The organism is Burkholderia sp. Ac-20349 (assembly GCF_017104865.1).
In the GTDB taxonomy this organism is placed as follows: Bacteria; Pseudomonadota; Gammaproteobacteria; order Burkholderiales; family Burkholderiaceae; genus Burkholderia; species Burkholderia aenigmatica.
The window spans coordinates 1-24,250 of the sequence record NZ_JAAGPM010000088.1 but is presented as its reverse complement, the minus strand read 5'-3'; the positions used below and the strand labels follow the sequence as shown (position 1 = coordinate 24,250).

Below are 24,250 nucleotides of genomic sequence, written 5' to 3'. Positions count from 1 at the left end.
ACAGTGGCTGCGGGAGGAAGGGATGGTTGCAAGTGCCGGCTTTCAGGTCGGACTGTTTCTGGTCGTACTGATTGCGCTCGTCAAGCCGCTCGGGCTCTATATGGCGCGCGTGGCTGACGGCGACGCGCCGTTGCTGTCGGCAATCGGGCGGCCCGTCGAGCGCTGGATCTACCGTGCGGCCGGCATCGATCCGAAGGCCGAAATGAACTGGAAGACCTACGCGCTCGCGCTGCTGCTGTTCAGTGCCGTCGGCACGCTCTTCCTGTATGTGCTGCAGCGCGTGCAACCGTGGTTGCCGCTCAATCCGCAGGGGCTGCCGGCCGTGGCCCCGGATTCCGCGTTCAACACGGCGGTGAGTTTCGCGACGAACACCAGCTGGCAGGGCTACGCGGGTGAAACGACGCTGAGCTACCTGAGCCAGATGCTCGGCATCACGGTACAGAGCTTTCTTTCCGCGGCCAGCGGCATGGCCGTGATGTTCGCGTTGATGCGGGGCATTGCGCGGCGCGGTTCAGCGACGGTCGGCAACCTGTGGGTCGACCTCACACGCGCGACGCTCTATGTCTTGTTGCCGCTGTCCGTCGTGTTCACGATCGCATTCATGGCGCAGGGCGTCATCCAGAACTTCACGGCCTACCGCGACGTGGACACGGTGCAGGCCGTGACGTGGCAACAACCGACGCTGGACGCGCAGGGCCAGCCGATGCACGACGCCACCGGCAACGTCGTGCAGCAATCGATGCGCTCGCAACGACAGCACCTGCCGCTGGGCCCCGTCGCGTCGCAGGAATCGATCAAGCTGCTGAGCGGCGACGGCGGCGGCTTCTTCAACGCGAATTCCGCGCATCCGTACGAAAACCCCACGCCGCTGACCAATTTCCTGCAGATGATCGCGATCCTGCTGATACCGGCCGCCCTCTGCTACACGTTCGGTGTCGCGGTCGGCGACCGGCGGCAGGGATGGGCGCTGCTGGCCGCGATGACCACGATGTTCGTCGCCGCGGCCATGGTCACGATTCATGCGGAGCAGCAGGGCTTCGGGCCGCTCGTCGCACCGCATGACGGGGCCGCGGCGCTGTCGATCGAGCGTGGCGGCAACCTGGAAGGCAAGGAGACGCGTTTCGGCGTCGTGTCTTCGGCGCTGTACGCGACCGTGACGACCAGCGGCGGCGACGGCGCAGTCGACGCGATGCACGATTCGTTCACGCCGGTGGGCGGTCTCGTCCCGATGGTATTGATGCAGACGGGCGAAGTCGTATTCGGCGGGCCAGGCTCCGGCCTTTTCAGCATGATCGTCGTCGCGATCCTGGCGGTATTCATCGCCGGGCTGATGATCGGCCGCGCGCCGGAATATCTCGGCAAGAAGATCGAGGCATACGAGATGAAGATGGTGGCCATCGCGATTCTCGCGACGCCGCTGCTGGTGCTGGTCGGCACCGCGATTTCCGTCGTCACGCCTGCCGGGATCGCCGGGATCGGCAACCCGGGCCCGCACGGGTTCAGCGAAATCCTGTATGCGTTTTCGTCGGCGGCCAACAACAACGGCAGCGCATTCGCGGGCCTGTCGGCCAACACGCCGTACTACAACGGGATGCTGGCGATCGCCATGTGGTTCGGCCGCTTTGCGGTGATCGTGCCGGTACTGGCGATCTCGGGGTCGCTCGCGGGCAAGCGGCGGCGGGCGGCGGGAGCCGGTACGCTGCCGACGCACGGCATGCTCTTCATCGGGCTGCTGATCGGGACGGTGATCATGATCGCATCGCTCACGTACTTGCCGGCACTTGCACTGGGGCCGATCGTCGAACAGCTGGGTGCGGTGGCCGGCCGTTAACCGGAGCCCGCGCGCGACGGATCGCGAGCCCCGTCGCCGGCACATCACGGCGAACCTACTGGCCGTGCAGCAACGCCGAAAGACAATATTTTCCGTAGACCAGGCAATGAGCCGCGGGCGCATCCGGCGTCCGGGGTGCACTTCCGGACGTGGCGGGCGGGGCGGCGGCGGGTGAGCGGCAGACGCTGCCCACGATCGTCAGTGCCGACACGAGCGCCACCATGCCGCCAAGGAGCGGTGCGAAGTGCGTCTTGTGAAGCGGGTGTGCGTGACTCATATCGGGGACTCCCATTCGTACAGGCGATGCAGTCTCGCGGTGTCCGGGGATGCGCCGTCGTCAAGCCACGCTGCCAGGGCGTGACTTGACGGGTATCCACCATCGGTCGGTCAGGTACCCCGGGGTTACTGGCTGGCTCCGGAAGCAGGCGAGGCCGAAGCGGCGTCCTCGGACGCCGCCGGGTCGCTTGCCGAGGCCGACGTGCCCGATGCCGCGGGACTGCTATCTGCCGCCGCAGCAGGCGCCGACGCGGACGACGCGCTGGCGGCAGTGCTGGGCACGTCATCGTCGTCGGCATGGCTGCATGCGGTGAGTACGGTGAGTGCGGCGGCGAGTGTTGCAACGTAAAGGTATTGCTTCATGCGTTGATCCTGTTGTTGAGAGGTGAACTGCGGTTGAATGCTCATGGCATGCAGGTATCCTGACGATCGGGTTCGCCGCGCTCAGGGCGCGATGCGCATGGTGCGAACGAGCCCGACCAGCAACGACACCCAGACCAGCGACGTCAGCATGCAGGCCCACAGGATGAGCAGGACGCGCTCGGTCAGGCTGAGCGGCGCGTGACGCAACGTCCGGCGTACGCGCGACAGGCGCACGCGAGCATGTCGTCCTGCCAACCGCATGGAACGTGCTGAAACGAAACGAATCCGGCTCACGATGTCGGTCCCCTGTTGACCCTGGGCTTACGTCTGCCGCACACACGGCGAATGGCACGCGTGCGGACGAGGCCTGCGGCATGCATCCAGTGCATGCCGCGGCGCGACGCTTACTTGATGAACGTCATTTGCACGACCTTGACGACGAGCGCCACGGCGAGCAACAGATAGCCACGCAACACGCCCATCCACACACGCTTGGCCAGGGTCAGGTTGGGCGGCGGCAGCTCGTCGAGCGGCGGCATCCGCCACGTGTCCCGCGCGCCTTCCGGCCATGCCTGCGCAGTCCCCGCACCGTCTGCCGGATCACGTCGCAGCTTGCGGACGGCGGCCGTCGCCGCATAGCCGACGATGGCCAGCAGCGTGCCGCCGGCCAGCATGTCGAGGATCGTTTGCCCGCTCATGTCCGGGTACATCACCGAGGCCGTCAGGATGATGGACAGCATCACGAGCACCCAGATCACCGCACCCGTGAACACGTTCAGCTTCTTCGAGTTGACCCACGGGCCCAGCACCGCCTTGTCGTTGCAGAGCAGCAGCAGGAATACCGTCGCGCTCGGCAGCAGCACGCCGGCGAGCGTTTGAACGGCTTCCGTCAGCAGACCGAGCGGGCTGCCGGGAATCAGCACGATCGCGGCGGCGGCGGCGACGATGCCGAAGTAGACGAGATAGAAGCCCTTCGCATCCGTCACGCTGCGATGCAGTGAATGGCGGATCTTGAACACGTCTCCGATCGCGTAGGCCGTCGACAGCGACACGGCTGCCGCGCCGATGATCGCGGCGTCGAACAGCGCAATGGCGAACAGCACGGCCGACGTGTGGCCTGCGTATTTGTCCAGCCCGTTGATGATGCCGCCGGCATCGGTGAAGTTGCCGAACTCGGGCTTGCCGGCATAGAGCTGCGCACAGAACGCGATCATGGCCACGGCGCCGACCAGCACGAAGCCGATGCCGATCCACAGATCCGCTTTCTCGTACTTCATGAAGCGCGGCGTGATGCGCTTGTCGACCACGTAGCTCTGCTGGAAAAAGAGCTGCCACGGCGCCACCGTCGTGCCGACGATGCCGATCACGAGCAGCATCACGTCGGAGAGCTTCGAGTGCGCGGGCCAGTTCGGAACGAAGAAGTCGCGTGCCATCTGGCTGACCGGCGGATGGATCGAGACCAGCACCGGCACCAGCAGCAGGCTCAGGAGGCACAAGAACACGGCGAAGCGTTCGAACCGCCTGAAATTGCCGGTGCTGACCGCCGCCATCGTGAGCGCGGCGGCGATGCACACGCCCGCGATCTTGGATACGCCGAAGAAGTCGAGCACGAACGTGATGCCGATGAACTCGGTCACGATCGTCAGCGCGTTCAGAAGGAACAGGTCGATGACACTGAAGGCACCCCAGAACTTGCCGAAACGCTCGAAAATGAGCCGCGCGTGCCCGACCCCCGTCACTGCACCGAGCCGCAGCACCATTTCCTGGTTGACGAACAGCACCGGTACCAGAAGCAGCATGGTCCACAGCAGCGTCGTGCCGTAGTTTTGCCCTGCCTGCGTATAGGTACCGAATGCGCCGGCGTCGTTGTCGCCGACCATCACGATGAGACCGGGGCCGAGAATGGCGAGCAGCGTCCGGAAGCGCGCCCACCAGTTGGTGCGTGGCGCGACGTCGTGGTGCGCGATGGTGCCGAGTGCGCCCTTGATGTCGCCGAGGTGGGCGTCGTCGAGTACGGCACTGCGTTCGCGTGCAGTGTCGCGGGGCGAGATGTTGGCGGGTACGGACATTTTGTTTTCCTCCCAGATGAGCGAAACGGGAATGCGCCGTCGGCATGCGCAAGGACGCGAATCGTCGAACGATCGTGTCGCTTGCGTATGCAGGGGCGGGGCGAGAGCGGTTACGAAACGAGGGCTTTGAGGCCGAGCCAGAAAGCGGCGAACCGGTGCGGTTCGCGTGGTTTGAGCGACAGCATCGCGTCGTAGCAGACGCGCGATTCGTCGATGTGCGGCAGATTCGACAGGAGAAGGCCGAAGTTCATGATCGTGCTCCGTGCGCCTGGCTTGACGCGTGATTGCGAAAAGCCAGCAGACACGGAAATCGCGCGCATCACGGGCGCGGCGACTGGGGCCTACTCGCTTTCCTCAGTGAATAAAGACACTGGAAATGAATGACATAAGGGATAACTGTCGGTGCCGGGCATGTCGGTTCCTTGTGAACGGTAGGTACGCGCGATTGCTGCGTACGTGTTTATCCACGCGCCTGCGAATGAATGATCGAGGCGCGAACGCATACGGCCGCGAGTCGAGGCTCGCGACGCGGTTCCGTGTGGCGCGCACGCGAACGCGTGCGCCACATGGCGCTAATCAACAAGGTGCACGGAGGGTTTACCGGGGCGCGCACCGCCTGCCTGAGGGCAGGACGGCGGCTGGGAAAAGGGAGCGCGGACGTCCTGCCGATCAGGCAGCGAAACTGTTCGAAGATCGACTACTGCAACTGTCCAAGGTATCAGCCCCTTTTGTGAAGACCTTTAAATTTTAGGTGGCGCGAGATTGTGAAGTCAATACGCTTCGCTAAGCATAACCAATATATTTTCGACTGCGCGATCGCTGAGAATTACCGCCCCATTCCGGCGGGATCTTTTCTTTCAGACTGGAATGATCTGATTATTTTTCTGAAAGAAATGTTCGATGGAAATGGGAAGCGCAATCATGACGAAATGCTTTCTCTCGACCTTCGACGTGAATCGTTGCGCCGCAGTCAGCGACAAGTCGGGCGAGTTCGTTTATGGTGCGAGGGAACGCAGCGTCGTCTCTATCCTTCCGTCGAGAATCCGCGATGAAATGCCCGCCACGCGCCATCTTCGCCGCCCTCGCTTTCACCGTCGCGCAAGCCGCGCTCGCCCAGGTGCCGGGAACGGTGCAACTCGAAGACATGACCTGGACCGAACTGCGCGACAGCATCCGGGGCGGCAAGACCACCATCCTGATTCCGATCGGCGGAACCGAGCAAAGCGGGCCGTACGTCGCGCTCGGCAAACACAACGCGCGGGTCAGGGTACTGTCCGAACGGATCGCGGAAGGCCTCGGCAACGCGATCGTCGCGCCCGTCATCGCCTATGTGCCCGAGGGCGGCTATGCGCCGCCGACGTCGCACATGCGCTTTCCGGGCACCATCACCGTGCCCGACGACGTCTTCGAAAAGACCCTCGAATCCGCAGCCAACAGCTTCCGGGTCCATGGCTTCACGAACATCGTGTTTCTCGGCGACCACGGCGGCTACCAGAATGACATCAGGCAGTCGGTCGCCCGGCTCAACAAGTCGTGGGCCGGCACGGGCGCGCGCGCGTTCGTGCCGGCCGAGTATTACGGCACCAGTTCCGACGGTTATGACCAGATCCTGCGCGAGCATGGCGTGCCGGCCCCGGAAATCGGCACCCATGCGGGGCTGGCCGACACGTCGCTGCTGCTGGCGGTGGCGCCGCGCATGGTCCGGGTCGACAAGCTGCGCAACGCCGCGAAGCCGGGTGCCGTCGACGGTGTCTACGGCGGCGATCCGCGTCATGCGAGCGTCGAGCTCGGCCGGCTGGGCACCGATGCCATCGTGTCGCGCACCGTCGATGCAATCAGAAAGGAAATCGCCGGCCGCTGACGCCGCCACGCTATCGCTCCGCCTTTGCCGTCGTTCCATTCAATCGAACAGGGACCGTCATGCAACCGCGCTTTCACCGTCACATCCGCTTCCCCCATCCCGCGATCGTGATCGCGGCAGCGCTGGCCGGCTTCTGCGCCCAAGGTGCGATCGCGGCGTCCGCCGTCGCGGCCGTACCCGGCATGCCGCCCGTCATCAACCCGGACAACCTGTACAGCGAGGCGCAGGCCGGCCGCATGAGCGTGGCGGTAGCGGGTGCATTGCCGCGCATCTATGTGCCGAACCTGCGGTCGAACGACGTCTACGTGATCGACCCGGCCACGTACAAGGTCGTCGACCGGTTTGCCGTCGGCCGCAGTCCGCAGCACGTCGTGCCGGCCTGGGATCTGCAGACGCTATGGGTCGCGAACAATGCGGAAGGGCGAACCGACGGCAGCCTGACGCCGATCGATCCGAAGACGGGCAAGCCCGGCCAGGCAGTGAGCGTCGACGATCCGTACAACATGTATTTCACGCCCGACGGCAAGGATGCGATCGTGGTGGCCGAGGCACATGCGCGGCTCGACTTCCGCGACCCCAAAACGATGGCGCTGAAATCGAGCCTCGATGTCCCGCAATGCAAGGGCATCAACCATGCCGACTTTTCGATCGACGGCCGCTATGCGCTCTTCACATGCGAGTTCGGCGGCAAGCTGGCGAAGATCGATCTGGTGAATCGCAAGGTGGTCGGCTACCTCGAGCTCGACCGGAAAGGGATGCCGCAGGACATCCGCGTGTCGCCAGATGGCAAGGTGTTCTATGTCGCCGACATGATGGCGGACGGTGTATACGTCGTCGATGGCGACCGCTTCACGAAGACCGGTTTCATCCCGACCGGCGTCGGGACGCACGGACTGTATCCGAGCCGCGACGGCACGAAGCTCTATATCGCGAATCGCGGCTCGAATCTGGTCCACGGGCCGCGCCACGGCAAGGGCGGCGTATCGGTGCTCGATTTCGCGACACGCAAGGTGGTCGCGACCTGGCCGATCCCCGGCGGCGGCAGCCCCGACATGGGCAACGTCAGCGCGGACGGCAAGACGTTGTGGCTGTCGGGCCGCTTCGATGACGTCGTCTACGCGATCGACACCACGAGCGGCGCGGTCCGGTCGATTCCCGTCGGCATGGAGCCGCACGGCCTGACGGTGTGGCCGCAGCCGGGGCGCTATTCACTGGGGCATACGGGAAACATGCGGTAGGGCGGCGGCCGGTCGGCGCGTACCGGCACGGCCGTTCGACAGGCGGGCCGCATGGCTCGCCGATGGAAACGGCGCAAGCAACAGCTGCGAGGCAAACCGCGCGCGGTTCGCGCGCCTGTCTGGCCCATTGCCGCGCATCGCGGCCGCTGCCGCCGGGCATGGGGTGTCCGACGGGCGAAACGCAACCGGCGCGCGTGGCCGCCGTCGCGGCTGCCACGTGGCGTCCCAACCGGAGAAAGCCGATGACCGAACGTCAGTCTCCCGACACGAACCCTCCGCACATGGAGCCCGGCGCGCACGACGCGCTCGAACACCTGCTCGGTAGCCTGCACCGGCATGGATTCCTGCATTTGGCGAGCGAGGTCGTCAGCGCGAACGCGCGGCTGGCCGACACGTTCGTCGATGCACTCGACAAGCCGGGCATGCAGAGCGGCATGCAGAATCTCGCGGTGCTCTTGATGGCGCTGTCGCGCATTCCGCCGGAGCAGTTCGGCAAGGCCGTGTTCGCGGCCGCCGACGCGCTGCACCACGTTGGCGCGTGGCAACCGGCGCAGCACGCGCATGTCGCACCCGGCGTGCGCGGCGCCTACCGGCTGCTGCACGACGAAGCGCTGTGGGACGCGCTGACGCCGTTGCTCGAAGGATTGAAGGTGTTCGCGCAAGGGCTTGCGCGCAATCCGGAGACGCCCGTCACCGCGCTCGGCGAGAAGACGAACGGCACGTGACGGTGTCCGGTTGCGGGCCGGTATCGGCGTGCCCGACGCCACGCGGCAACGGCTGCGGGCGCTGCACACATGCAGTGCCAGGTGCGCGGCCGGCCGACGCGTGCGGTCGCGTGCCACGACAGGCCGCACGCGAAGCAGCGTGTTGGCCCATATGCCGCGCTATTCCCATGCGTGCTTGCTGAACTGATAGCCCTTGCAGCGGATCGTCTTGATCCGCTTCGGTTCCGTGATGTCATCGAGCAGCTTGCGGCGCAGCTTCGAGATCCGGCCGTCGATCGAGCGATCGAAGCCGTCGAACTCGATGCCGCGCAACAGCACCGTCAGGTCTTCCCGGCTGACGACCTCGCCGGCGCGGCAGGCAAGGGCCCACAGCAGGTCGAATTCGGTCGACGTCAGGCGAGGCGCGCTACCGTCAGGAAGGCGAACCTTGCGATCCGCCCGGTCGATCGAAAACTTGCCGAACTCGAACCGCTGAGGGGAGGCCGGCACGTAGTCGACCGGTCGCATGCGTAGCCGCCGCAGGTGGGCCTTGATCCGCGCGAGCAGAATGCGCGGCTCGACCGGCTTGTGGAGAAAGTCGTCCGCGCCGAATTCCAGGCCGAGCAGCTCGTCGAACAGTTCGTCGCGGGCCGTCATCATGATGACGATGCCGTCGTACTGCAAGCGTGCTTCGCGGCAAATTTCGAAACCGTCCTTGCCCGGCAGGTTGATGTCGAGCAGCACCAGGTCAGGGCGGCGCGTGACGATCGTCGACACGGCATCGGTGCCGTCAAGCAGCGTGTCTACCTCGTACTGATGCTTGCGCAGATAGTCTGCGGTCAGTATGGACAATTGAACGTCATCTTCGACGAGCAGGATTCGGATGGGCATCGCTAAACGAGGGGGCAAAACGGGAAAATGGCGAGCGGTTAGGCCCAGTCCGAACGCGTGGTAGCCGAAGCGACGCGGATAATACTGCGTAACATTCCAGAGGAATGTGACGAAATCTGCATCGCCCGCTGAACCTGTCCGCACGGAAATCTTTGCCGACTTGCCGCAAATGCCGACGAAAGGCTCGACGAACAGGCAAAATGCGTCGGCGCGATATCCGGCGCGTCACCGGGAGCGGACCCCGACCCGGAGCCGTTCGGACGAAAGCGTTGGCGAACGTCGGCTTGTGCGGACGCCGCTACGCTACTCGATTCGGGCCAGGTAAAGGTTACTCGACAGATCATTACGAAATATTACACGATCTATTGTCAATGGCTCCTTACAATCCCCCAACCGAAGAGAAAAAAGAGGAGCCGCGTTTCCGGCCCTGCGTTAAAAACCTGGTGAAGAAGACGGCGATAACCGGTGCGCGCAGCTACCCGCACCCGGTGCGCGACTGCCGCTATTGCATGCGTGCGGATCGGCGTTGACGCTGCGTCGGCCTTCGAGGCGCATACCTGTCGACGGGCCGATAGACGAATAGGAATGCGAAATTGCGTCGTCGTGCGTCATCCACGGTGCCGATTTGGTCAGGGATGCGATCGACGTCGCGGTCGCCCCCGCTGACTGGAGCGAGGTCGTCAGGGCTGCGGAAACACGTTCGGCGTTCTTGATGACGCTCGCACCCGATCAACCGGACGAGGTTCACACGGCGATCGGGGCAATGCGGGTATTGATGGATGAGCGTGGCAACTGCAGGCCGATGGACAACGGGCGCGTTACCCGTCGCTACGAACGAGTCGCGGGGTGAGCGGGAATCAAGCACCGGCGCCGCAAGCCGATGCGGCACGCTGGCGATGGCCGGTGCGCCATCGTCGCTTACCGGCTTGCGCGCGAAAACAGCAATGATTCGGTGTCGTTGAACCGGATCCGCGTCGGCTCGCCGTAACCGGCTTTCTCCGCCACGCGGATCGATGCGACGTTGGTCGGCGCGATCACGCACACGCTGCGCTCGAACCGCTGCTGCCCGTCGAGCCACGCCAGCGCGGCCGCGAGTGCCTCGGTCGCGTAGCCCTTGCCGTGCGCCCACGTCGCGAGTGCCCAGCCGGCTTCCGGCACGCCGCGAATCGACGGCTCGATCAGACGGTAAAAATCGGCGAAACCGAGATCGCCGACATAGCGGCCCGACGCCTTCTCGCGAATCGCCCAGTAGCCATAGCCGAGCAGCGGCCACAGCCCGCGATACGCGAGCATGCGCATCCACGAGTCGCGCGTCGCGGACGGCTCGCCGTTGAAGATGTGCTCGACGACCTTCGGCTCGGCCCACATCGTGGCAAGCGCATCGAAGTCGCCGAGCGGATGGCCTTCGAGGATGAGGCGCGGCGTGTCGAGTACGGGTGGGGAGGAGACTGGCGGCATCTTGATTTCCGGAAGGGAGGGAGCTTGGGACGGCCAGGCCGTCAGCACGTCGATGCCGCGCTGGTTGTGCCCCGTCCGCGCACCCGCTGGCAGATCGGGCGGCGATGTTCCTCGACGAGCAGCGGCGTGCGATCGACGACAGGCGACGGCGGCACTCTGCGAGCGGGCATGTCCATTTCGGCAAGACAGGGAGCCGGAATGATAGCAAAACCCTTGCCCGGGCGGCGCCGCGCCGAGTGGCCGGGATTGACTCCGCCGCATTAGCGGCGGCCGCGAACAGGAAGGGGGCGGTTGCGCCGGTGGCAAATTCGATGGCGGGAACGGCGATGCGGCGTATGGCTGGCTTCCTGACCCGAACGATGCCTGATGCCTGTTCGTTCGAGGGGGCGCCATTTCAGAAGCGCAGCACGATCCTCATGAGGCCCAAATTCGCCAATACGCCGCTCAAAAGGATCGAGCTGATTCGCCCCGCTGGGGCGATCTACTTCCGGCTTTTCAGGAAGGTCCGCCCTTCGGCCGTGATCGACGCGCCGGAGCGGCCATGGGCGGAATGGCTGACGAAGCCCGCGCTGACGAGCTCACGCGCGATCGACCAGCCGAGCGCCGGCGCATCGCGCCCATAGCGGACGTCGGCGAGGCGTTCGAGCGCCCAGATGGCGGAGGCCGACAGGTTCGGGGTGTTTGACGTGAAGTTGTCGCTCATCGCTTCCTCGTGAGGTGGGGATTCGGGGTGGGCGGGATGCCATGACATCGGATGGCGCGCGAATCAGCGCGCCTGCAACACGGGCAGCAGCGCCTGCAGTGCCGCCTCCTCGTCGGGGCCGGTGGCCAGCACTTGCGCGGACGTGCCGCCGTGCACCTGCAGCGCCGCGACGGCGGCGCTGTCTTTCGCGTCGCTGCTGATCCCGTTCGCGATCAGCAGGATGTCGCTTGCGAAGCCGCGCGCCGCGTCGACGGCGGCTTCTCGTGCGGCGTAGCCGCGGTTGCGGTTCCACGCGGGGCCGATTTCAACGTACACAACGGTTGCCACGATGTCGGAAAGCCTCTGGACGGGACGTCGGAATCGGTGTGCGGCGCCGGGCCGGCAGTGCGCCAGGCGCGCGTGAAACGCGCTGCCCCGCACGACTCGGGGCGGCCGGCAGCGCAGCCGGGGTATGTCATCCTGCTTGGATGTGCCGGCATTCTCGGTGAAACGGGCCGCAAGTCCGGCGAACGGCCCGAAAGCGGGAATTATAATACAGCGGCCAAGATATGTGTATTGCATTATAATGCCGTGTGCGCTGACGGCGGCCCGCCGATCCGTCGGCGCGTGCCTCCCGGCCATTCGGGCGACGCTGCCAGCGCGCCCGGCATTTTTATCGACGACCCAACTCCTCCCGAATGGAAGCTGCAATGAACGCCGCCCCCGCCTGCCCGCAATGCGCGATGGAAAACACTTACCCGGACGGCACGCTGACCGTATGCGCGGACTGCGGCCATGAATGGTCGGCCGGTGCCGGCGCCGAAACGGGCGACGAACCGGCGGGCGACGTCGTCAAGGACGCGAACGGCAACGTGCTGTCGGATGGCGATTCCGTCGTGCTGATCAAGGACTTGCGCGTGAAGGGCTCTTCGATCACGCTGAAGATGGGTACCAAGGTCAAGAGCATCCGCCTGGTCGGCGGCGATCACGAGGTCGACTGCAAGACCGACATGGGCGGCTTCATGCTGAAGGCCTGCTACCTGAAGAAAGTCTGAGCGCGCACGCCCCGATCGACCGTTTGCAACCCACTACCCGTGTATGGCCGAGGAACGAATTTCCTACGACGCGTTCGTCAGATTCCTGGCGACGCCGCTGAACGACGGCCGGCCATTCGTGCTGGAGACGCAGCACGCGCTTTCGCTGCACTTCGACCATTTCGGCACGCAGAGCTTCATGTCGCTCCGGGATCCGGGGCGGCTTGAGCTCGGCTATACGCGCGTGATGATGGGCTTTCTGCTGTTGCAGCCCGAACCCGCGCACATCTGCATGCTCGGGCTCGGCGGCGGTTCGCTGGCGAAGTACTGCTACCGGCACCTGCCTGGCGCGGCGATCGACGCGGTCGAGATCAACCCGGACGTGATCGCGCTGCGCGACACATTCAGGATTCCTGCTGATGACAACCGATTCAAGGTGGTGTGCGCCGACGGCGCCGATCATCTGGAGCGGGCGGATATCAGGACGGACGTGATCCTGCACGATGCGTTTGTCGCCGACGGCCTGCGCGGCCGGTGTACGGGCGCCGCATTCCTCGCGGCATGCCGCGAGCGCCTGAGCGAAACCGGCGTGCTGGCGATCAACTTCATGGACGACGATCCGGCGTTGCCGCAGCATCTCGAGCACCTGCGATCGGTGTTCGGTGCGTCGTATACGCTGGTGCCGTGCGGCGACGACAACAACTTCATCGCGTTTGCGTGGAAGGGCGGCAACCGGTTGCCGTCGTTGCGCATCCTGCTCGAACGCGCACTGGCGTGTGCGCAGGCCGGCGAGCTCAAGCTGGCGGCGACGGCGCGGCGCATGAAAGCCGGGGAAGGCATCGAGCCTCGGCGGCTGGTGCAGCGCGCGCAGCCGCACGAGCGATGGGAGATCGGCGCGTAACCGGCGCCGCGGGCGTGGCCGGTGCAGCCGCGCTTACTTCACGCGCTTGCCGAGCGCGCTCTTGGTCTTGTACGTCACGCCGTGGCGGTCGAGATACTCGCGGATCAGTTGCCGCACGACCTGCGAAGGCGTGAGATCCTGCTCGGCGCAGAGCATCTCGAAGGCTTCCTTCTTTGCGGGGTCGATCAGGACGGTCAGGCGGGCAGTTTTCGTTTCCATTGCGGGGCGAGGGTGGTCGGTATGTTAATCAAATTATAATCGATCCGCCTTCGGCGCCACCGCCGAAAGCGCTCTCCTGGCGCGCGATCAGCGCTTGCTGCGGAGCAGCGCGAGCAGGTCGTCGATCACCGGCACGATCGCGAGCGTGACGAGCACCGCGGCGAGCGGCACGGTCGATACGTAGCCGACATGCTTGAAGCCGATCGCGCCGGCCAGGCCGCCGATGAAGAACGACGCGAGCATCGTCGCGTGAATCCGCAGTTTCGAGCGGTTGGCGATGACCGCATGCGCGTCGACGTCGACCGCCGTCCGGTTCCAGTAGAACAGCTTCCCGAGCTCGATGCCGAGGTCGGTCACGATGCCGGTCATGTGCGTCGTGCGGATTTCCGCACCCGACAGCTTCGTGATCGTCGCGTTCTGCAGCCCCATGATGAAACACAGCAGCGTCACGGTTACCGGCACGAAGAAGGTTTCCCACAGCGCGAGGTGGCTGCCGAGCAGCCCGAACAGGAGCAGCAGCGCGGCCTCGACCAGCAGCGGCAGCACGAACTGGCTGTGCAGGCCGCGGCGGCGGCCCCAGTTGACGAGAATCGCCGAGCAACTGGCGCCGACCAGGAACGACCCCAGCGAGCTGATGCCTGCCAGCGCGAGCCGCACGTCGCCGAGCGCCGTCTGGTCGGCGATCGCCGACACGATGCCGCTCATGTGCGACGTGTATTGCTTGACCGCGAGGAAGCCGCCGGCATTGGCCGCGCCGGCGACGAACGCCAGCGAAAACCCGAGCTGACGGTTCGCGGTCGCGCTGCGGTGTTTTCCCGTCAGGTTTCGAAAGTACTGCGCTGGCATAAGGGCTTCGCTCAATCGCCGCGGATCGCGGGCACGGACGTGAAGACCGGCGCCGCACGGCAGGGCGGGCACGCCGCCTGCGCATGGGCGCCGGTTCTCTCGAATTATGTGACGAAAATGATAATGACATTATCATACTCTGTTAGCCGCATAGGGCTTTCAGTACAATGTCATGCGGCGCGGCCTGACGGCGGCTTCGCTGTCGCATGGCCGCGCCGCCCGCATTCGCGATCACTTCTGCCCACCGCTTCATGACCCCGATCAAGTTCATTCTTCGCTACACGGCGATCCCGTTCACGGCCATCGTGGCCGTGGTGATCTGGACTGTCATACCATCGTCGAAAGAGATCGATGCGAGACAATATGCAGCGCTGTCGCGCGCGTACGCGAGTTTCCCGCTGCCGTTCCGGCGCGAGATCTCGGAAACGATGGACCACGGCCGGATCAACGACCGGCGCTACCAGGCGCTCGTGCGTGATTCGCTGGGCAATGGCGTCGCGCTGGACTGGCCGGCGTCGGGCGTTGGCGACCTCGCCGACGAGCGGCAAAAACTGGCCGAACTGATACAGGCCGATTCCGATCTTCAAGGGCATCACCAATGAAAACTCTGCTGGTTTCCGTGGCATTCGCGATGATCATCGCGAGCCTGATCTTCGCGCTGTATTTCATGAATCACGATCGCGGCAAGTCCAAGCGGATGGCCTGGTCGCTCGCGGCCCGCGTCGGGCTGTCGGTCACGCTGTTCCTGTCGCTGCTGATCGCTTACAAGCTGGGCTGGATCGAGCCGACGGGGCTGCCGATCGGGCGCTGAAAGACGGACGCCCCGTGGCATGCGGGGCGTTCGCGAAAACGCGAGTTTGGATCTTCAATAGAGCTATTGTGATAAGAATACTTATCCTGATGGAGCGATTTCCTGCTCGAGTTCTGGAATAGCGCACCGTGTGATCGGGACTGGCGGCGCCGCAACGGCGCCGCACGAAAGCCGACATCGCTCTTCGCGACGCTGCGCGGTGCAAATCAATGCCCGGCAGATAACTTGGCCATGGCCGGATCCGGCGACGATAGGGCAGTTCGCCGGTGCGGCGATGACAAGGAACAACCGATAACGAAGGACGTTGTTCAGGCCGATGCTTGCGCTTCTTCCTCGATCCAATCCGCGAACGCCTTGACTTCCGGGCGCTGCATGGCCCCCGGCAGCGTGACCAGGTAATAGGCGAAACGTGCCGGCCAGGGCTTGTCCAGCACCTGCACCAAACGTCCGGCGGCGATTTCCTCGCGTGCGTATTCCTGCGGCACCAGGGCCAGTCCTTGACCCGCCTCGGCCGCCCGGATCAGCAGGTAGTCGTCCTCGAACGCCGTGCCGCGCTCCGCCCGTGGATCGTCGGTCACGCCGTGCGCGGCGAACCATAACGGCCAGTCAGCCCGGTCGCAATCGTGCAGAAGCGGGTAGTTCAGGCAGTCTCCCGGTTCTTTGACGGCATGACGGTCTGCCACCAGGCCGGGGCAGGCCACCGGCACCAACACCGGGGCCATCAGGCGAGTGACTTCCAGGCCAGGGTAGTTTCCCAGCCCATGCCGCAGCGCCACATCCACCCGGTCGCGGCGCATGTCCGTCAGCGCCGAAGTCGCCTCGACCCGCACTTCGATCTGCGGATGCCGCTCGTTGAAGCGCCCCAGGCGCGGCACGAGCCACGATGCGGCAAAGGTCGCGACGGTACTGACTGTCAGGGTGTGGCGGCCTTTGATCGCTTCCAGCCTGTCGACGGCCTTGTCGATTTGTGCAAAGGCTTCGAGCAACGACGGATGCACGCTGGTCCCGGCTTCGGTCAGACGCAAACCCTGCCGCTCCCGAGTGAACAGCACCATCCCAAGCCGGTCTTCCAGCAAGCGGATCTGCTGACTGACCGCGCCGGATGTGACGTGCAACGCTTCGGCAGCAGCCTTGATGCTGCCGCGCTGGCCGACTTCAACAAAGGTGCGCAGCGCTTGCAGAGGGAGTGATGCAGCCATTCGATTTAGGTTCTCTAAAGACTAAAAGCAAAAATGATCGCTTCTGATTTCTCATAGCGACGGCCATGATGGCACAAGTCCATGGACGCTGCGCTGCTTTAGTAAACCTATATTGACTGGACGACAACCATGACCCATCCGCATTGGCGGCTATGCCTGATCCTGCTTTGCACGACGCAGTTCGTTGCGTTGCTCGACTTTTCCATCACCATGATCCCGCTGCCTCAAATCCAGCAAAGCCTGGGTTTCACGCCCGGCGGGTTGCAATGGGTCATCAATGCGTATGGCGTAGCCATCGCGGGCTTTCTGCTGCTGGGCGGCCGCGCTGCCGATATGTTTGGCCGGCGACGGGTGTTTCTGATCGGGCTGACGCTCTTTACCGCGGGTTCGCTGCTGGGCGGCTTTGCACAAAGCCCGGCGCTGCTGATTACCACCCGCGCCATGCAGGGCTTGGGTGCCGCGATGTTTTCGCCTGCGGCCTTCTCGTTGCTGCTGGCGGTCTTTCTCGACCCTCGGCAACGAAACCGGGCGCTGGGCGCGTGGACGGCGGTGGCCGCTAGCGGGTTCGTCGCGGGCCTGATCCTGGGCGGCATCATCACGGACGTGCTGGGATGGCGCTGGGTGTTGTGGATCAACGTGCCGGTCGGTGTGCTGGTTATCGCCTTGTCGGGCGTCCTGCCGCTCGGCAAGCCGGATGCACACACCGCGTCCGGCCGCCTGGATGTATGGGGCGCGGTGCTGGTCGCCAGCGGCGCGGCAACCTTGGTCTTCGCTTTTGCCAATAGCGAGCACGTCGGCCTGGCATCTCCTGCGACCTTCGGGCTGATTCTGCTGGCGCTGGGCCTACTGGCTGGCTTCGTGCAGGTGGAAAGCAAGGTCGCATCTCCATTGATGCCGTTGCCGATTTTCTGGCGACGCTCGACGGGCGGGGCGAATCTCGTCTCCTTGCTGGCGAATACGGCGTTGGGACCGACGTTCGTGGTGGTCGCGCTCTACATGCAGGAGGTCCTGGGTTTCACCGCAACACAGACCGGGCTGGGCCTGCTTCCGATGGCAACCGCTTTCACGCTCTCCAGCGCGTGGGTCGGGCCTGTCCTGATCGCAAGAATGGGCACCAAGCCCGTCATCCTTGGCGGGATGGTGCTGTTCATCGGTGGTCTTGCCTTGCTGGGCACGTCATTGTCGGCGGATGCGTCGTGGAGCGCGTCCATTCTGCCTGGCACCTTGCTGGCCGGCATCGGCTATGGCGTCGCTTTTCCTGCGTGGACAGTCGCCGGTATCGAAGGCATCGATGCTGCCGATCATGGCTTGGCGGGCGGTATGCTCACCACCACCCAGGAAATCGGCTCGGCAGTCGGGCTTGCGGTCGGTGTCGCCGTGAGCATTGCCGTCCTCGCCAGTGGCGGCAGCGCGGCCCAGGGGTTCAGCTATGCCATCCTCGTTTCCGCCTGCATGGTTCTGGTCGGCCTGGTCTGCGCAGCAGCCATCCTTCCGGGGCAAGCCACCCGTCTGGGCGTGACGCGATGATCGACCTTTATACCGACAGCTCACCCAATGGCTTCAAGGCAACGATCGCCCTGGAAGAACTGGCGCTGCCTTACCGCCTGCATCATGTCCGCATCGAGGCAGGCGAGCACCAGCAGCCGGAGTTCCTGGCCCTGAACCCGCATGGCCGCATTCCGGTCATCACCGACGATGACACCGGAATCACGCTGTTCGAGTCGGCCGCCATCCTGCTTTACCTGGCCGAGAAGACCGGCCGGCTGCTGCCGCAGGAGCCGGCGGCACGCTGGGAGGCGATCAAGTGGCTGCAATTCCACTCGTCCAGCGTCGGCCCGATCATCGGGCAGCGGGTGCACTTCGAACTGTTCGCCGAGGAAAAGATACCCGCCGCCATCGAGCGTTACCGCCGCCTGACGGAAGGGGTGTTCGCCGTGCTCGACAGTCATCTGGCCCGGCACCCGTACCTGGCCGGGGACGACTATTCCATCGCCGACATTGCGCATTTCGGCTGGACGCACATCGCCCGCATCATCGGCTTCGATTTCAGCCGGCACCGGCACATGAGCGTCTGGCATGAACGTGTGGCGCAGCGGCCCGCCGTGCGCAAGGGCATCACGCTGCCCGAACCGGCAACGGGCGCATGAAGGAGGCTGACACGATGCGTACTGCCACGATCCCGACCATCAAGGGCGCGTCGTTGTCAGCGTTCCATACGCATTCCGGTTACCGGCGCTTGCTCGCGCCACAGCGTCCGGCCGTTGGCGTTTTCCTGCCGGCGCGCTTCCATGAAGGCGACATGTGCGCGCTGGCCGGAAAGGCGGAATGGGTGGAATTTGGCTTTGCCGGGAGGGTGATAAAACCGCAGCCGTGATGCGCGGACACTGGCAGCGGCATGCTGCCAGCGAGATCTCCGCACGACGCAGATTGCTCGCGTGTTCAGGGGAACTCGAGGTGTTGCGATCGATATCGGATGCAACTAAAGCCGACGCATTCAAGTTGGCGCAATGAGGCGGTGGGCTTGTTGAGCGCGATCACGCATCAGGCTGTCCAGCGTGGCGCTTGCAGAACCGGACGCATGCGAATCGCCGGCATTGCGCCATGTTGATCGACCCGGTCAGCACGAACATCATTGACCATGTACGTCTTGCGCGTCTTCGCCGATCAATTCACTGACGCAGCGCGAAGCTCCGACTTTGCGTTCGTTTGATTGGCGCGGAGACGCCGGTCATGGCCGCGTAATCGTCTGCGAATCCGCACGCCACCAGACCAACGACGCCAGCTTTCCCGCACCCCGCACCGAATCAACGCATTATTTTCCGCACCCCTGCGGCCGATCGATCTGTGCGGCGAGTCGTGCGGCTTCGCTGCTTCCCAGCAGCGCCGCGCGCGCGTCCGCATCGGTGGACGCGATACGGTAGCGGCCGGAGCCGTCCGGGCCTGCAACGATGCTGCTGCCGTAGAGCGTCAGCCACTGGCGAATCGCCTGTTCGGTGACGCCGTCCCGGAAAGTGACCCACACGTCGGTGCATTGGCCCGTCGCCCCCCGCACGACAGCGTCCGGCACCGTGTCCGGCTCGGTGCCACGCATCAGTTGCACGATCGCGACCGCCTGTACGACGACGAGCGCGGTCAAGGCCGGCTGCATGACGAGCGAGTGTTCGCGCATCCAGTCCTGCACGCGCGCAAACCAGGATTGGCGACGCTCGGGTTGCGGCGCGCTGCGCGGGGCGTCGGCCGCCGTGCGCGCATGCGCGGTGTCGCGGGCGCCGAGCGCGGCCTGAAGCCGTGCGAACGCGGCATCGTTCGTCGCAGCGGTGCGCGCTTCCTGCGCGATGTCGGCGGCGGCTTCCAGTACGGCGAGCGTGTCCCGGAGCGCCGCATCGTGCGCGAGCCGCTCGACGAACCGTGCATGTTCGTCCGGCGTGAGTTCGCCCCGCACGTAGGCCAGGGCGAGGTCGCGATCCGGTTCGTCCGGATCGGTGGTGTGGCGCGGTGCGTTGCTCATGCCGTTTCTCCCGTCTGGTCCTGCACGCAGGCAATCACGCGAGCCTTTGCTTCGGAAATGCGACGTCGTACCGACACGGGCGAACCGGCCTTCGTCATCTGCTGAATCTCGACATCCTTGTGTCCGCCCAGCGCGAGCATGAACGTCTCGCGCGCCGTCTCCGTCAGTTTCGACAGGCAGCGTTCGACCGCGGCGCGCGTGCGCGCAAGTATCGCGGCGGCTTCGGGGCTCGGCGCCAGTTCACCGAGGTCGGACAGCAGCGCGTCGAGCGCGTGCTCGTTTTCCAGCCACTGCTCGAGCGACGTCAGCCGGACCGATTCGACGCCGAGTTTGCGCAGGCGGGTAATCAGCTGCTTGGTGGCCGCGCCGGTCACGTAGCCCGCGACGCGTGCATCGAACGTCGCGTCGTCCATCCGTGCGGCATCGTCGAGCGAGAACGCGCTCGTCGGCTCGAACAGCGAGAGCAGCGCCGACTGCAGCGCGTCCTCGATGTCGGCGTCGCGACTCCACGGATAGAGGCGGCGGGCCTGCCGCGCAAATCGGTTGTTCACCTGCCGGAAGAATGCGGCGAAGCGCCCTTTGTCACGTTGCAGCCGCTCAAGGGCGACGACGGTCGTGGATCGCGCGTCGCGGTCGTCGGAGGGAAGGAATCGTGGCGTCATCGAAGACATCTTGGGTCGCTTGGAATGGGGACGGCAGCCGCGACGCGTAGGGTGGCCGGCGCCGCCGGAATTATATATGCGGGTGCGAATTCTGCATGGCATGAAAAATCGGGCGAACAAATCGGCGCGGCACGCGAATAGAACGACAAGACGCGAGCAAAGTCCGCCGTCGGCCGTGAGCCGGCGCGGTGATGGCGAGTGTCGATATCGCGGCTCACGCTGCCGCGAACTGCCCCTTCGAACGTGAGAACTGCCAAGCCATGAACGCGACCCACACCTGTACCCAATGCCACTCGAGCATGCCGGAGCGCGTGCCTTTCTGCCCGCGTTGCGGGAGCCGCACCGACGCCGCGGCGCCCACCGCCGCACCGGATTCGCCCGCGAGCACCCGGACGCGCGGCCGCGTGCTGCGCGACACCGTCGCTGGCGACGGCCTGCTGGTCGCGCTCGGACGCCAGTACGCGTTTTCGCTTGAAACGCACTGGAAGAGCGACGTGGCGCCGACGGTCAACATGGCGGTCGACGTCGATTTCGACGGCAGCGGTGCCGTCACCGCGGTGCGCGCGGTCTCCGGCGCGACCGTCGGACAGGAGCGGATGCGCGACGCGGTCGACGGCGTGCGCGAGGTCTCGGGCCGCGCGCTCGGCGAAGCGGCGGCGATCGGCTTGCCGCTTGCCGCGCGCGTCGTGTCGGCGGTCGGATACGCGAATCTCGGCGCGATCGCGCTGTTGCTGATCGGCTGGTTCTCGCTGAATGCGATCGCGATCCAGGTGACGGCGTCGACGGCGAGCGGGCTCTCGTTCTACGACCTGCTGCGCGCGCTGCACTCGATGAACAACTTCTATGCGCTCGAGGGCGTCAGCCAGATGAGCGCAGGGTGGTACGGCTTCGCCTGCTACCTGACGCTCGCACTGTGCATCGCCCCGTTCCTGTTCCGCCGCAAATCGCTGTGGCTCGGCCTTGCCGCGCCGCTCGCATGGATGGTCGCGGTCTACGCGGGCATCTACTGGAAGATCTCGTCCGCCGTGAGCGAGATCGGCGGCGCGGCCGGGATGACCGGCCTGTCGGCGGACTTCGCGCGCGAAATGGCCGCGGAAGTGTCGAAGGCCATCTCGTTCGGCGCAGGCTTCTATGTCGCCGGCGCGGCCGCGCTCTATCTCGCCTTCAAGGGCGTCAAGCAATACCTGTCGGCCTGAGCGGCCGACGCGCAGGCCCGGCGCGCATGCCGGGCGATGCGCCGCATCTCGCGATGGTCCCGGAACCGGGCTCGCGCACGTTTTCTCATCCACACACGACTGGAGTCCCTCACCATGAAGAAGATGTCTACTGCCGCTACGACCTTGTTGATCGCGCTGTGTGCGTCGGGCCTCGGCGCCTGCAGCAAATCCGATGACGCACCGAAGGCGCCGGACGCCGCCGCCCGGCCCGTGGTGGATCTGGCCGGGCTGGCTTCGCCGGACAAGCAGCAGCAGATCGCGGACCGCGCGCTGCCGCAAGGCGACGCCGCGCGGGCGCTCGCCGACTATCGCGGGATCGATAGCGGCAACGAAGTGATGTTCCTGTACTACGGCATCTCGAAGCTGCCCGTCGATTACGACAAGGCCGCGCAGTATTACTCGCGCGACTACCAGAACACGTCGGACGGCTTCAAGAAGCAGGACATGCTGAACACGTTGAAGCCGCGCATCGACGCATCGGTCGCGGCGGCGCAGAACAGCCGTTATGTCGTCCTGACGACGCCGAACGCGACGCTCGACTCGTACGACTTCACGAAGAAAGGTTTTCAGCTGACCAACGTCGCGCAACCGGGCTCGTTCCAGTACTTCTTCGACAACGCGAACTACAAGATCGCGTACACGAACGGGCCGGACTTCAATTTCGTGAAAGTGACCGACGAAGCGCAGGCGCGTTCGATCGAGGATCTGCGCAGCCACTACAAGCCGATTACCGCGCGCGTCTACGCGTATGCGCAGGATGTCGACCCGGCGAACAATCAGGTGAAGCTGCAGATGCTGCATGTGCAGCTGCTCGACGGCGGCGGTCACGTGCTCGCAGCGATGTGACGATCCTGCTTGCCGGTCGCGCAGGCAGGCGGGACGCTCATCCCCGCGTGACCGAGAACGTCGCGAGCGCGGCGCGCAGGTCGGTCTGCCGCGCGGCCAGCACGAAACGCAGCGACACGCCGCGTGCAGCAAGCAGGTCGCCGAGCTGGCGCAGCGACCTGCACGCGGACGCGTCGAAGCGTCGTACGCCGCACAGGTCGATATCGACGGCCTGGATCGCCGTACCCGGCGCGAGCTGCGCGAGCACCGGCTCCACCATCTTGCGATCGACGAAGCAGCCGATCAATGCGCCGGTCGCGCGCACGGTCATGCCGTCCGGTTGCACGTCGCAGGCGATGGCGAAGCGCCGGGGCGCGCGCAGCAGGCTGAGCAGCGCGGCCACGCAGCCGACCGCGAAGCCCTTGCCCGGCTGTCCCGTGACCGCGGTCACCGCAGTCACCGCCGCGAACGTCCACACGGCGGCGGCGACCACCTCCGCGGGCCCGCGCCCGGACAGGCAGTGGCCGACGATCTGGCGCGACCAGTCGTCGATCATGTCGAGCGCCATCGCAATCATCACGGCGGCCGCCGCCAGCTTGGGCAGCAGCGCGAGCAGCGACGTGCCGGCGACGACGAGCGCGAGCAGCATCGCCGCGTGCAGCACGGCCACCCCGCGTGTCCGTCCACCGGCGTTCCACGCGAGCTTGGAGCGGGTCAGCGAACCGACGATCGGCAACAGGCCGGCGGCCGCCGCGACGAGGTTCGCGACGCCGTGCGCGGCGAGATCGCGGTTGGGCCGCGCCCGCTGGCGGCTGTCCGCTTCGACGTTGCCGGCCGCAATCAGCGTGTCGAGCGAGGCCAGCACCCCGATCATCGCGCCGTACAGCACGAGCATCGCGAGCAAGCCCGCGTCGAGGCGTGCGAACACCGACGGCCATTGCAGCAGGCCGGGCCGACCGAGCAGGCCGGGATCGAAACCGACCGTGCCGAACGTGCGGCACGCGAGCGGCGCCGCGTCGAGCGCATCGAAACCATAGAACGCCGCGGTGCCGGCGAGCAGCGCCGCGAACAGCGACAACCCCTTCGGCCAGCGCACGCGCGGCGCGAACGTCGCCCACAGGAAATGCGCGCCGACGCCGCTGGCCACGACGACGACCGTCGGCCACCAGTCGAGCGCACAGCGGGTGACCGCGTGTGCCTGGTCGGCGATGGCCAGTATCGCCGAACCGAACAGCAGGCCGGACAGTGCCGATGCCGGCAGCATACGCACGAGCATGCCGCCGCGCAGCGCGGCCAGGCAGAGCTGCGTGACACCGGCGCAGGCGAGCGCAAGCGACGCGCACCCCAACGCGCCGAACAGGCCGAGCGACGCGATCGACGGCGTGTTGAGCAGTGTGCCGACGAGTTGCGACATCAGGACCGTCGCGGCGATCCGCGGCCCGGAAATCAGTGGCTGGGTGCCGCCGCCGAAGGCGACGACGAGCAGACCGACGATCGCGGTCGCGAGGCCGATCGCGGCGCCGAGCGCGGCGGCCTGCGCGCCATGCGCGGCCGCAAGCGCCTGGACGCCGAGGCCGATGTACTCGGCGGCGGACGACGCGGTCAGCAGCAGCGCGGGCACGAAATCGGAACGCAGCGCCGACGCGGCGCCGGTT

27 protein-coding genes are annotated in these 24,250 nt (G+C 65.6%); 13 read left to right on the top strand and 14 right to left on the bottom strand.

The features are described from left to right. Positions 1 to 22: 22 nt before the first annotated feature. On the top strand, positions 23 to 1,831 hold the full coding sequence (gene kdpA / locus G3N61_RS25545; protein ID WP_205823889.1) for a potassium-transporting ATPase subunit KdpA: 1,809 nt from the start codon (positions 23 to 25) through the stop codon (positions 1,829 to 1,831). Positions 1,832 to 2,233: 402 nt separating this feature from the next. Here the strand turns inward: kdpA and G3N61_RS25540 are convergent, their stop codons facing one another. From G3N61_RS25540 to G3N61_RS25525, 4 genes are all read right to left on the bottom strand, one after another. Then, positions 2,234 to 2,515: a hypothetical protein gene (locus G3N61_RS25540; RefSeq protein WP_205823888.1), complete on the bottom strand. Its 282-nt coding sequence runs from the start codon at positions 2,513 to 2,515 to the stop codon at positions 2,234 to 2,236. A 36-nt stretch (positions 2,516 to 2,551) separates the two neighbouring features. After that, positions 2,552 to 2,764, bottom strand: a complete 213-nt coding sequence (locus tag G3N61_RS25535) for a hypothetical protein (RefSeq protein ID WP_205823887.1) — start codon at positions 2,762 to 2,764, stop codon at positions 2,552 to 2,554. A gap of 110 nt (positions 2,765 to 2,874) precedes the next feature. Then, positions 2,875 to 4,539, bottom strand: coding sequence for an NRAMP family divalent metal transporter (locus G3N61_RS25530; RefSeq protein WP_205823886.1), 1,665 nt, complete (start codon positions 4,537 to 4,539; stop codon positions 2,875 to 2,877). A gap of 110 nt (positions 4,540 to 4,649) precedes the next feature. Continuing rightward, a complete protein-coding gene (locus G3N61_RS25525; protein ID WP_205823885.1) occupies positions 4,650 to 4,790 on the bottom strand; it encodes a hypothetical protein in 141 nt (46 codons plus the stop codon). A 797-nt stretch (positions 4,791 to 5,587) separates the two neighbouring features. On the opposite strand from G3N61_RS25525, the gene G3N61_RS25520 reads away from it, so the two are divergent. The 3 genes from G3N61_RS25520 (at position 5,588) to G3N61_RS25510 (ending at position 8,363) form a co-directional block, all read left to right on the top strand. Further along, the gene (locus G3N61_RS25520; protein ID WP_205823894.1) at positions 5,588 to 6,400 is read left to right on the top strand and encodes a creatininase family protein; all 813 of its coding nucleotides are present in this window, start codon (positions 5,588 to 5,590) and stop codon (positions 6,398 to 6,400) included. A 59-nt stretch (positions 6,401 to 6,459) separates the two neighbouring features. Further along, positions 6,460 to 7,638, top strand: coding sequence for a YncE family protein (locus tag G3N61_RS25515; protein ID WP_205823884.1), 1,179 nt, complete (start codon positions 6,460 to 6,462; stop codon positions 7,636 to 7,638). 242 nt (positions 7,639 to 7,880) lie between these two features. Next, positions 7,881 to 8,363: a DUF1641 domain-containing protein gene (locus G3N61_RS25510; RefSeq protein WP_043187944.1), complete on the top strand. Its 483-nt coding sequence runs from the start codon at positions 7,881 to 7,883 to the stop codon at positions 8,361 to 8,363. Positions 8,364 to 8,522: 159 nt separating this feature from the next. Here G3N61_RS25510 and G3N61_RS25505 read toward each other — a convergent pair whose 3' ends face one another. The 4 genes from G3N61_RS25505 to G3N61_RS25490 form a co-directional block, all read right to left on the bottom strand. Beyond that, the gene (locus tag G3N61_RS25505; RefSeq protein ID WP_089454390.1) at positions 8,523 to 9,233 is read right to left on the bottom strand and encodes a response regulator; all 711 of its coding nucleotides are present in this window, start codon (positions 9,231 to 9,233) and stop codon (positions 8,523 to 8,525) included. 918 nt (positions 9,234 to 10,151) lie between these two features. Further along, positions 10,152 to 10,691 (bottom strand): GNAT family N-acetyltransferase, encoded by a 540-nt coding sequence (locus G3N61_RS25500; protein ID WP_205823883.1) that lies wholly within the window; start codon positions 10,689 to 10,691, stop codon positions 10,152 to 10,154. A 481-nt stretch (positions 10,692 to 11,172) separates the two neighbouring features. Further along, positions 11,173 to 11,394, bottom strand: coding sequence for a hypothetical protein (locus G3N61_RS25495; RefSeq protein ID WP_021158205.1), 222 nt, complete (start codon positions 11,392 to 11,394; stop codon positions 11,173 to 11,175). Between the two features lie 63 nt (positions 11,395 to 11,457). Next, positions 11,458 to 11,721 carry an HPr family phosphocarrier protein gene (locus tag G3N61_RS25490; RefSeq protein ID WP_043187851.1) on the bottom strand — a complete coding sequence of 88 codons (264 nt, stop codon included), beginning with the start codon at positions 11,719 to 11,721 and terminating at the stop codon, positions 11,458 to 11,460. Positions 11,722 to 12,083: 362 nt separating this feature from the next. On the opposite strand from G3N61_RS25490, the gene G3N61_RS25485 reads away from it, so the two are divergent. Further along, a complete protein-coding gene (locus tag G3N61_RS25485) occupies positions 12,084 to 12,428 on the top strand; it encodes a zinc ribbon domain-containing protein YjdM (RefSeq protein ID WP_021158207.1) in 345 nt (114 codons plus the stop codon). 43 nt (positions 12,429 to 12,471) lie between these two features. Continuing rightward, entirely contained in the window at positions 12,472 to 13,308 is an 837-nt protein-coding gene (locus G3N61_RS25480) for a spermidine synthase (protein WP_205823882.1), read from the top strand. A gap of 33 nt (positions 13,309 to 13,341) precedes the next feature. Here the strand turns inward: G3N61_RS25480 and G3N61_RS25475 are convergent, their stop codons facing one another. Together G3N61_RS25475 and G3N61_RS25470 are read right to left on the bottom strand one after the other, a co-directional pair. Beyond that, the gene (locus G3N61_RS25475) at positions 13,342 to 13,527 is read right to left on the bottom strand and encodes a ribbon-helix-helix protein, CopG family (RefSeq protein WP_021158209.1); all 186 of its coding nucleotides are present in this window, start codon (positions 13,525 to 13,527) and stop codon (positions 13,342 to 13,344) included. 87 nt (positions 13,528 to 13,614) lie between these two features. Continuing rightward, a complete protein-coding gene (locus G3N61_RS25470; RefSeq protein WP_043187844.1) occupies positions 13,615 to 14,373 on the bottom strand; it encodes a YoaK family protein in 759 nt (252 codons plus the stop codon). Between the two features lie 251 nt (positions 14,374 to 14,624). Here G3N61_RS25470 and G3N61_RS25465 point away from each other — a divergent pair, with 251 nt between their 5' ends. Beyond that, positions 14,625 to 14,975 (top strand): hypothetical protein, encoded by a 351-nt coding sequence (locus G3N61_RS25465; protein ID WP_043187942.1) that lies wholly within the window; start codon positions 14,625 to 14,627, stop codon positions 14,973 to 14,975. Next, positions 14,972 to 15,184, top strand: coding sequence for a twin transmembrane helix small protein (locus tag G3N61_RS25460; protein ID WP_006489184.1), 213 nt, complete (start codon positions 14,972 to 14,974; stop codon positions 15,182 to 15,184). Before G3N61_RS25465 ends, G3N61_RS25460 begins: the two co-directional genes overlap by 4 nt. Positions 15,185 to 15,492: 308 nt before the next feature. Here G3N61_RS25460 and gcvA read toward each other — a convergent pair whose 3' ends face one another. Beyond that, on the bottom strand, positions 15,493 to 16,383 hold the full coding sequence (gene gcvA, locus G3N61_RS25455) for a transcriptional regulator GcvA (protein WP_205823881.1): 891 nt from the start codon (positions 16,381 to 16,383) through the stop codon (positions 15,493 to 15,495). Between the two features lie 129 nt (positions 16,384 to 16,512). Here gcvA and G3N61_RS25450 point away from each other — a divergent pair, with 129 nt between their 5' ends. Genes G3N61_RS25450 through G3N61_RS25440 form a run of 3 tightly spaced genes read left to right on the top strand, consistent with a single transcriptional unit; the run spans position 16,513 to position 18,757 of the window. After that, complete coding sequence (locus G3N61_RS25450) at positions 16,513 to 17,910, top strand: MFS transporter (protein ID WP_205823880.1); 1,398 nt, start codon at positions 16,513 to 16,515, stop codon at positions 17,908 to 17,910. Then, positions 17,907 to 18,530, top strand: a complete 624-nt coding sequence (locus G3N61_RS25445) for a glutathione S-transferase family protein (RefSeq protein WP_043187832.1) — start codon at positions 17,907 to 17,909, stop codon at positions 18,528 to 18,530. The genes G3N61_RS25450 and G3N61_RS25445 overlap by 4 nt, the downstream gene beginning before the upstream one ends. A gap of 14 nt (positions 18,531 to 18,544) precedes the next feature. Beyond that, positions 18,545 to 18,757: a hypothetical protein gene (locus G3N61_RS25440; protein WP_205823879.1), complete on the top strand. Its 213-nt coding sequence runs from the start codon at positions 18,545 to 18,547 to the stop codon at positions 18,755 to 18,757. Positions 18,758 to 19,195: 438 nt separating this feature from the next. Here the strand turns inward: G3N61_RS25440 and G3N61_RS25435 are convergent, their stop codons facing one another. Both G3N61_RS25435 and G3N61_RS25430 read right to left on the bottom strand, forming a co-directional pair. Continuing rightward, on the bottom strand, positions 19,196 to 19,891 hold the full coding sequence (locus G3N61_RS25435; protein WP_205823878.1) for a hypothetical protein: 696 nt from the start codon (positions 19,889 to 19,891) through the stop codon (positions 19,196 to 19,198). Next, a complete protein-coding gene (locus tag G3N61_RS25430) occupies positions 19,888 to 20,553 on the bottom strand; it encodes a sigma-70 family RNA polymerase sigma factor (protein WP_155292038.1) in 666 nt (221 codons plus the stop codon). Before G3N61_RS25430 ends, G3N61_RS25435 begins: the two co-directional genes overlap by 4 nt. 404 nt (positions 20,554 to 20,957) lie before the next feature. On the opposite strand from G3N61_RS25430, the gene G3N61_RS25425 reads away from it, so the two are divergent. Both G3N61_RS25425 and G3N61_RS25420 read left to right on the top strand, forming a co-directional pair. Then, on the top strand, positions 20,958 to 21,749 hold the full coding sequence (locus G3N61_RS25425) for a hypothetical protein (protein ID WP_205823877.1): 792 nt from the start codon (positions 20,958 to 20,960) through the stop codon (positions 21,747 to 21,749). Positions 21,750 to 21,863: 114 nt separating this feature from the next. After that, complete coding sequence (locus G3N61_RS25420; protein ID WP_089454399.1) at positions 21,864 to 22,616, top strand: hypothetical protein; 753 nt, start codon at positions 21,864 to 21,866, stop codon at positions 22,614 to 22,616. Between the two features lie 37 nt (positions 22,617 to 22,653). Here the strand turns inward: G3N61_RS25420 and G3N61_RS25415 are convergent. After that, positions 22,654 to 24,250, bottom strand: a 1,597-nt coding sequence (locus G3N61_RS25415; protein WP_205823876.1) for a SulP family inorganic anion transporter, incomplete at its 5' end; no start/stop codon positions are given.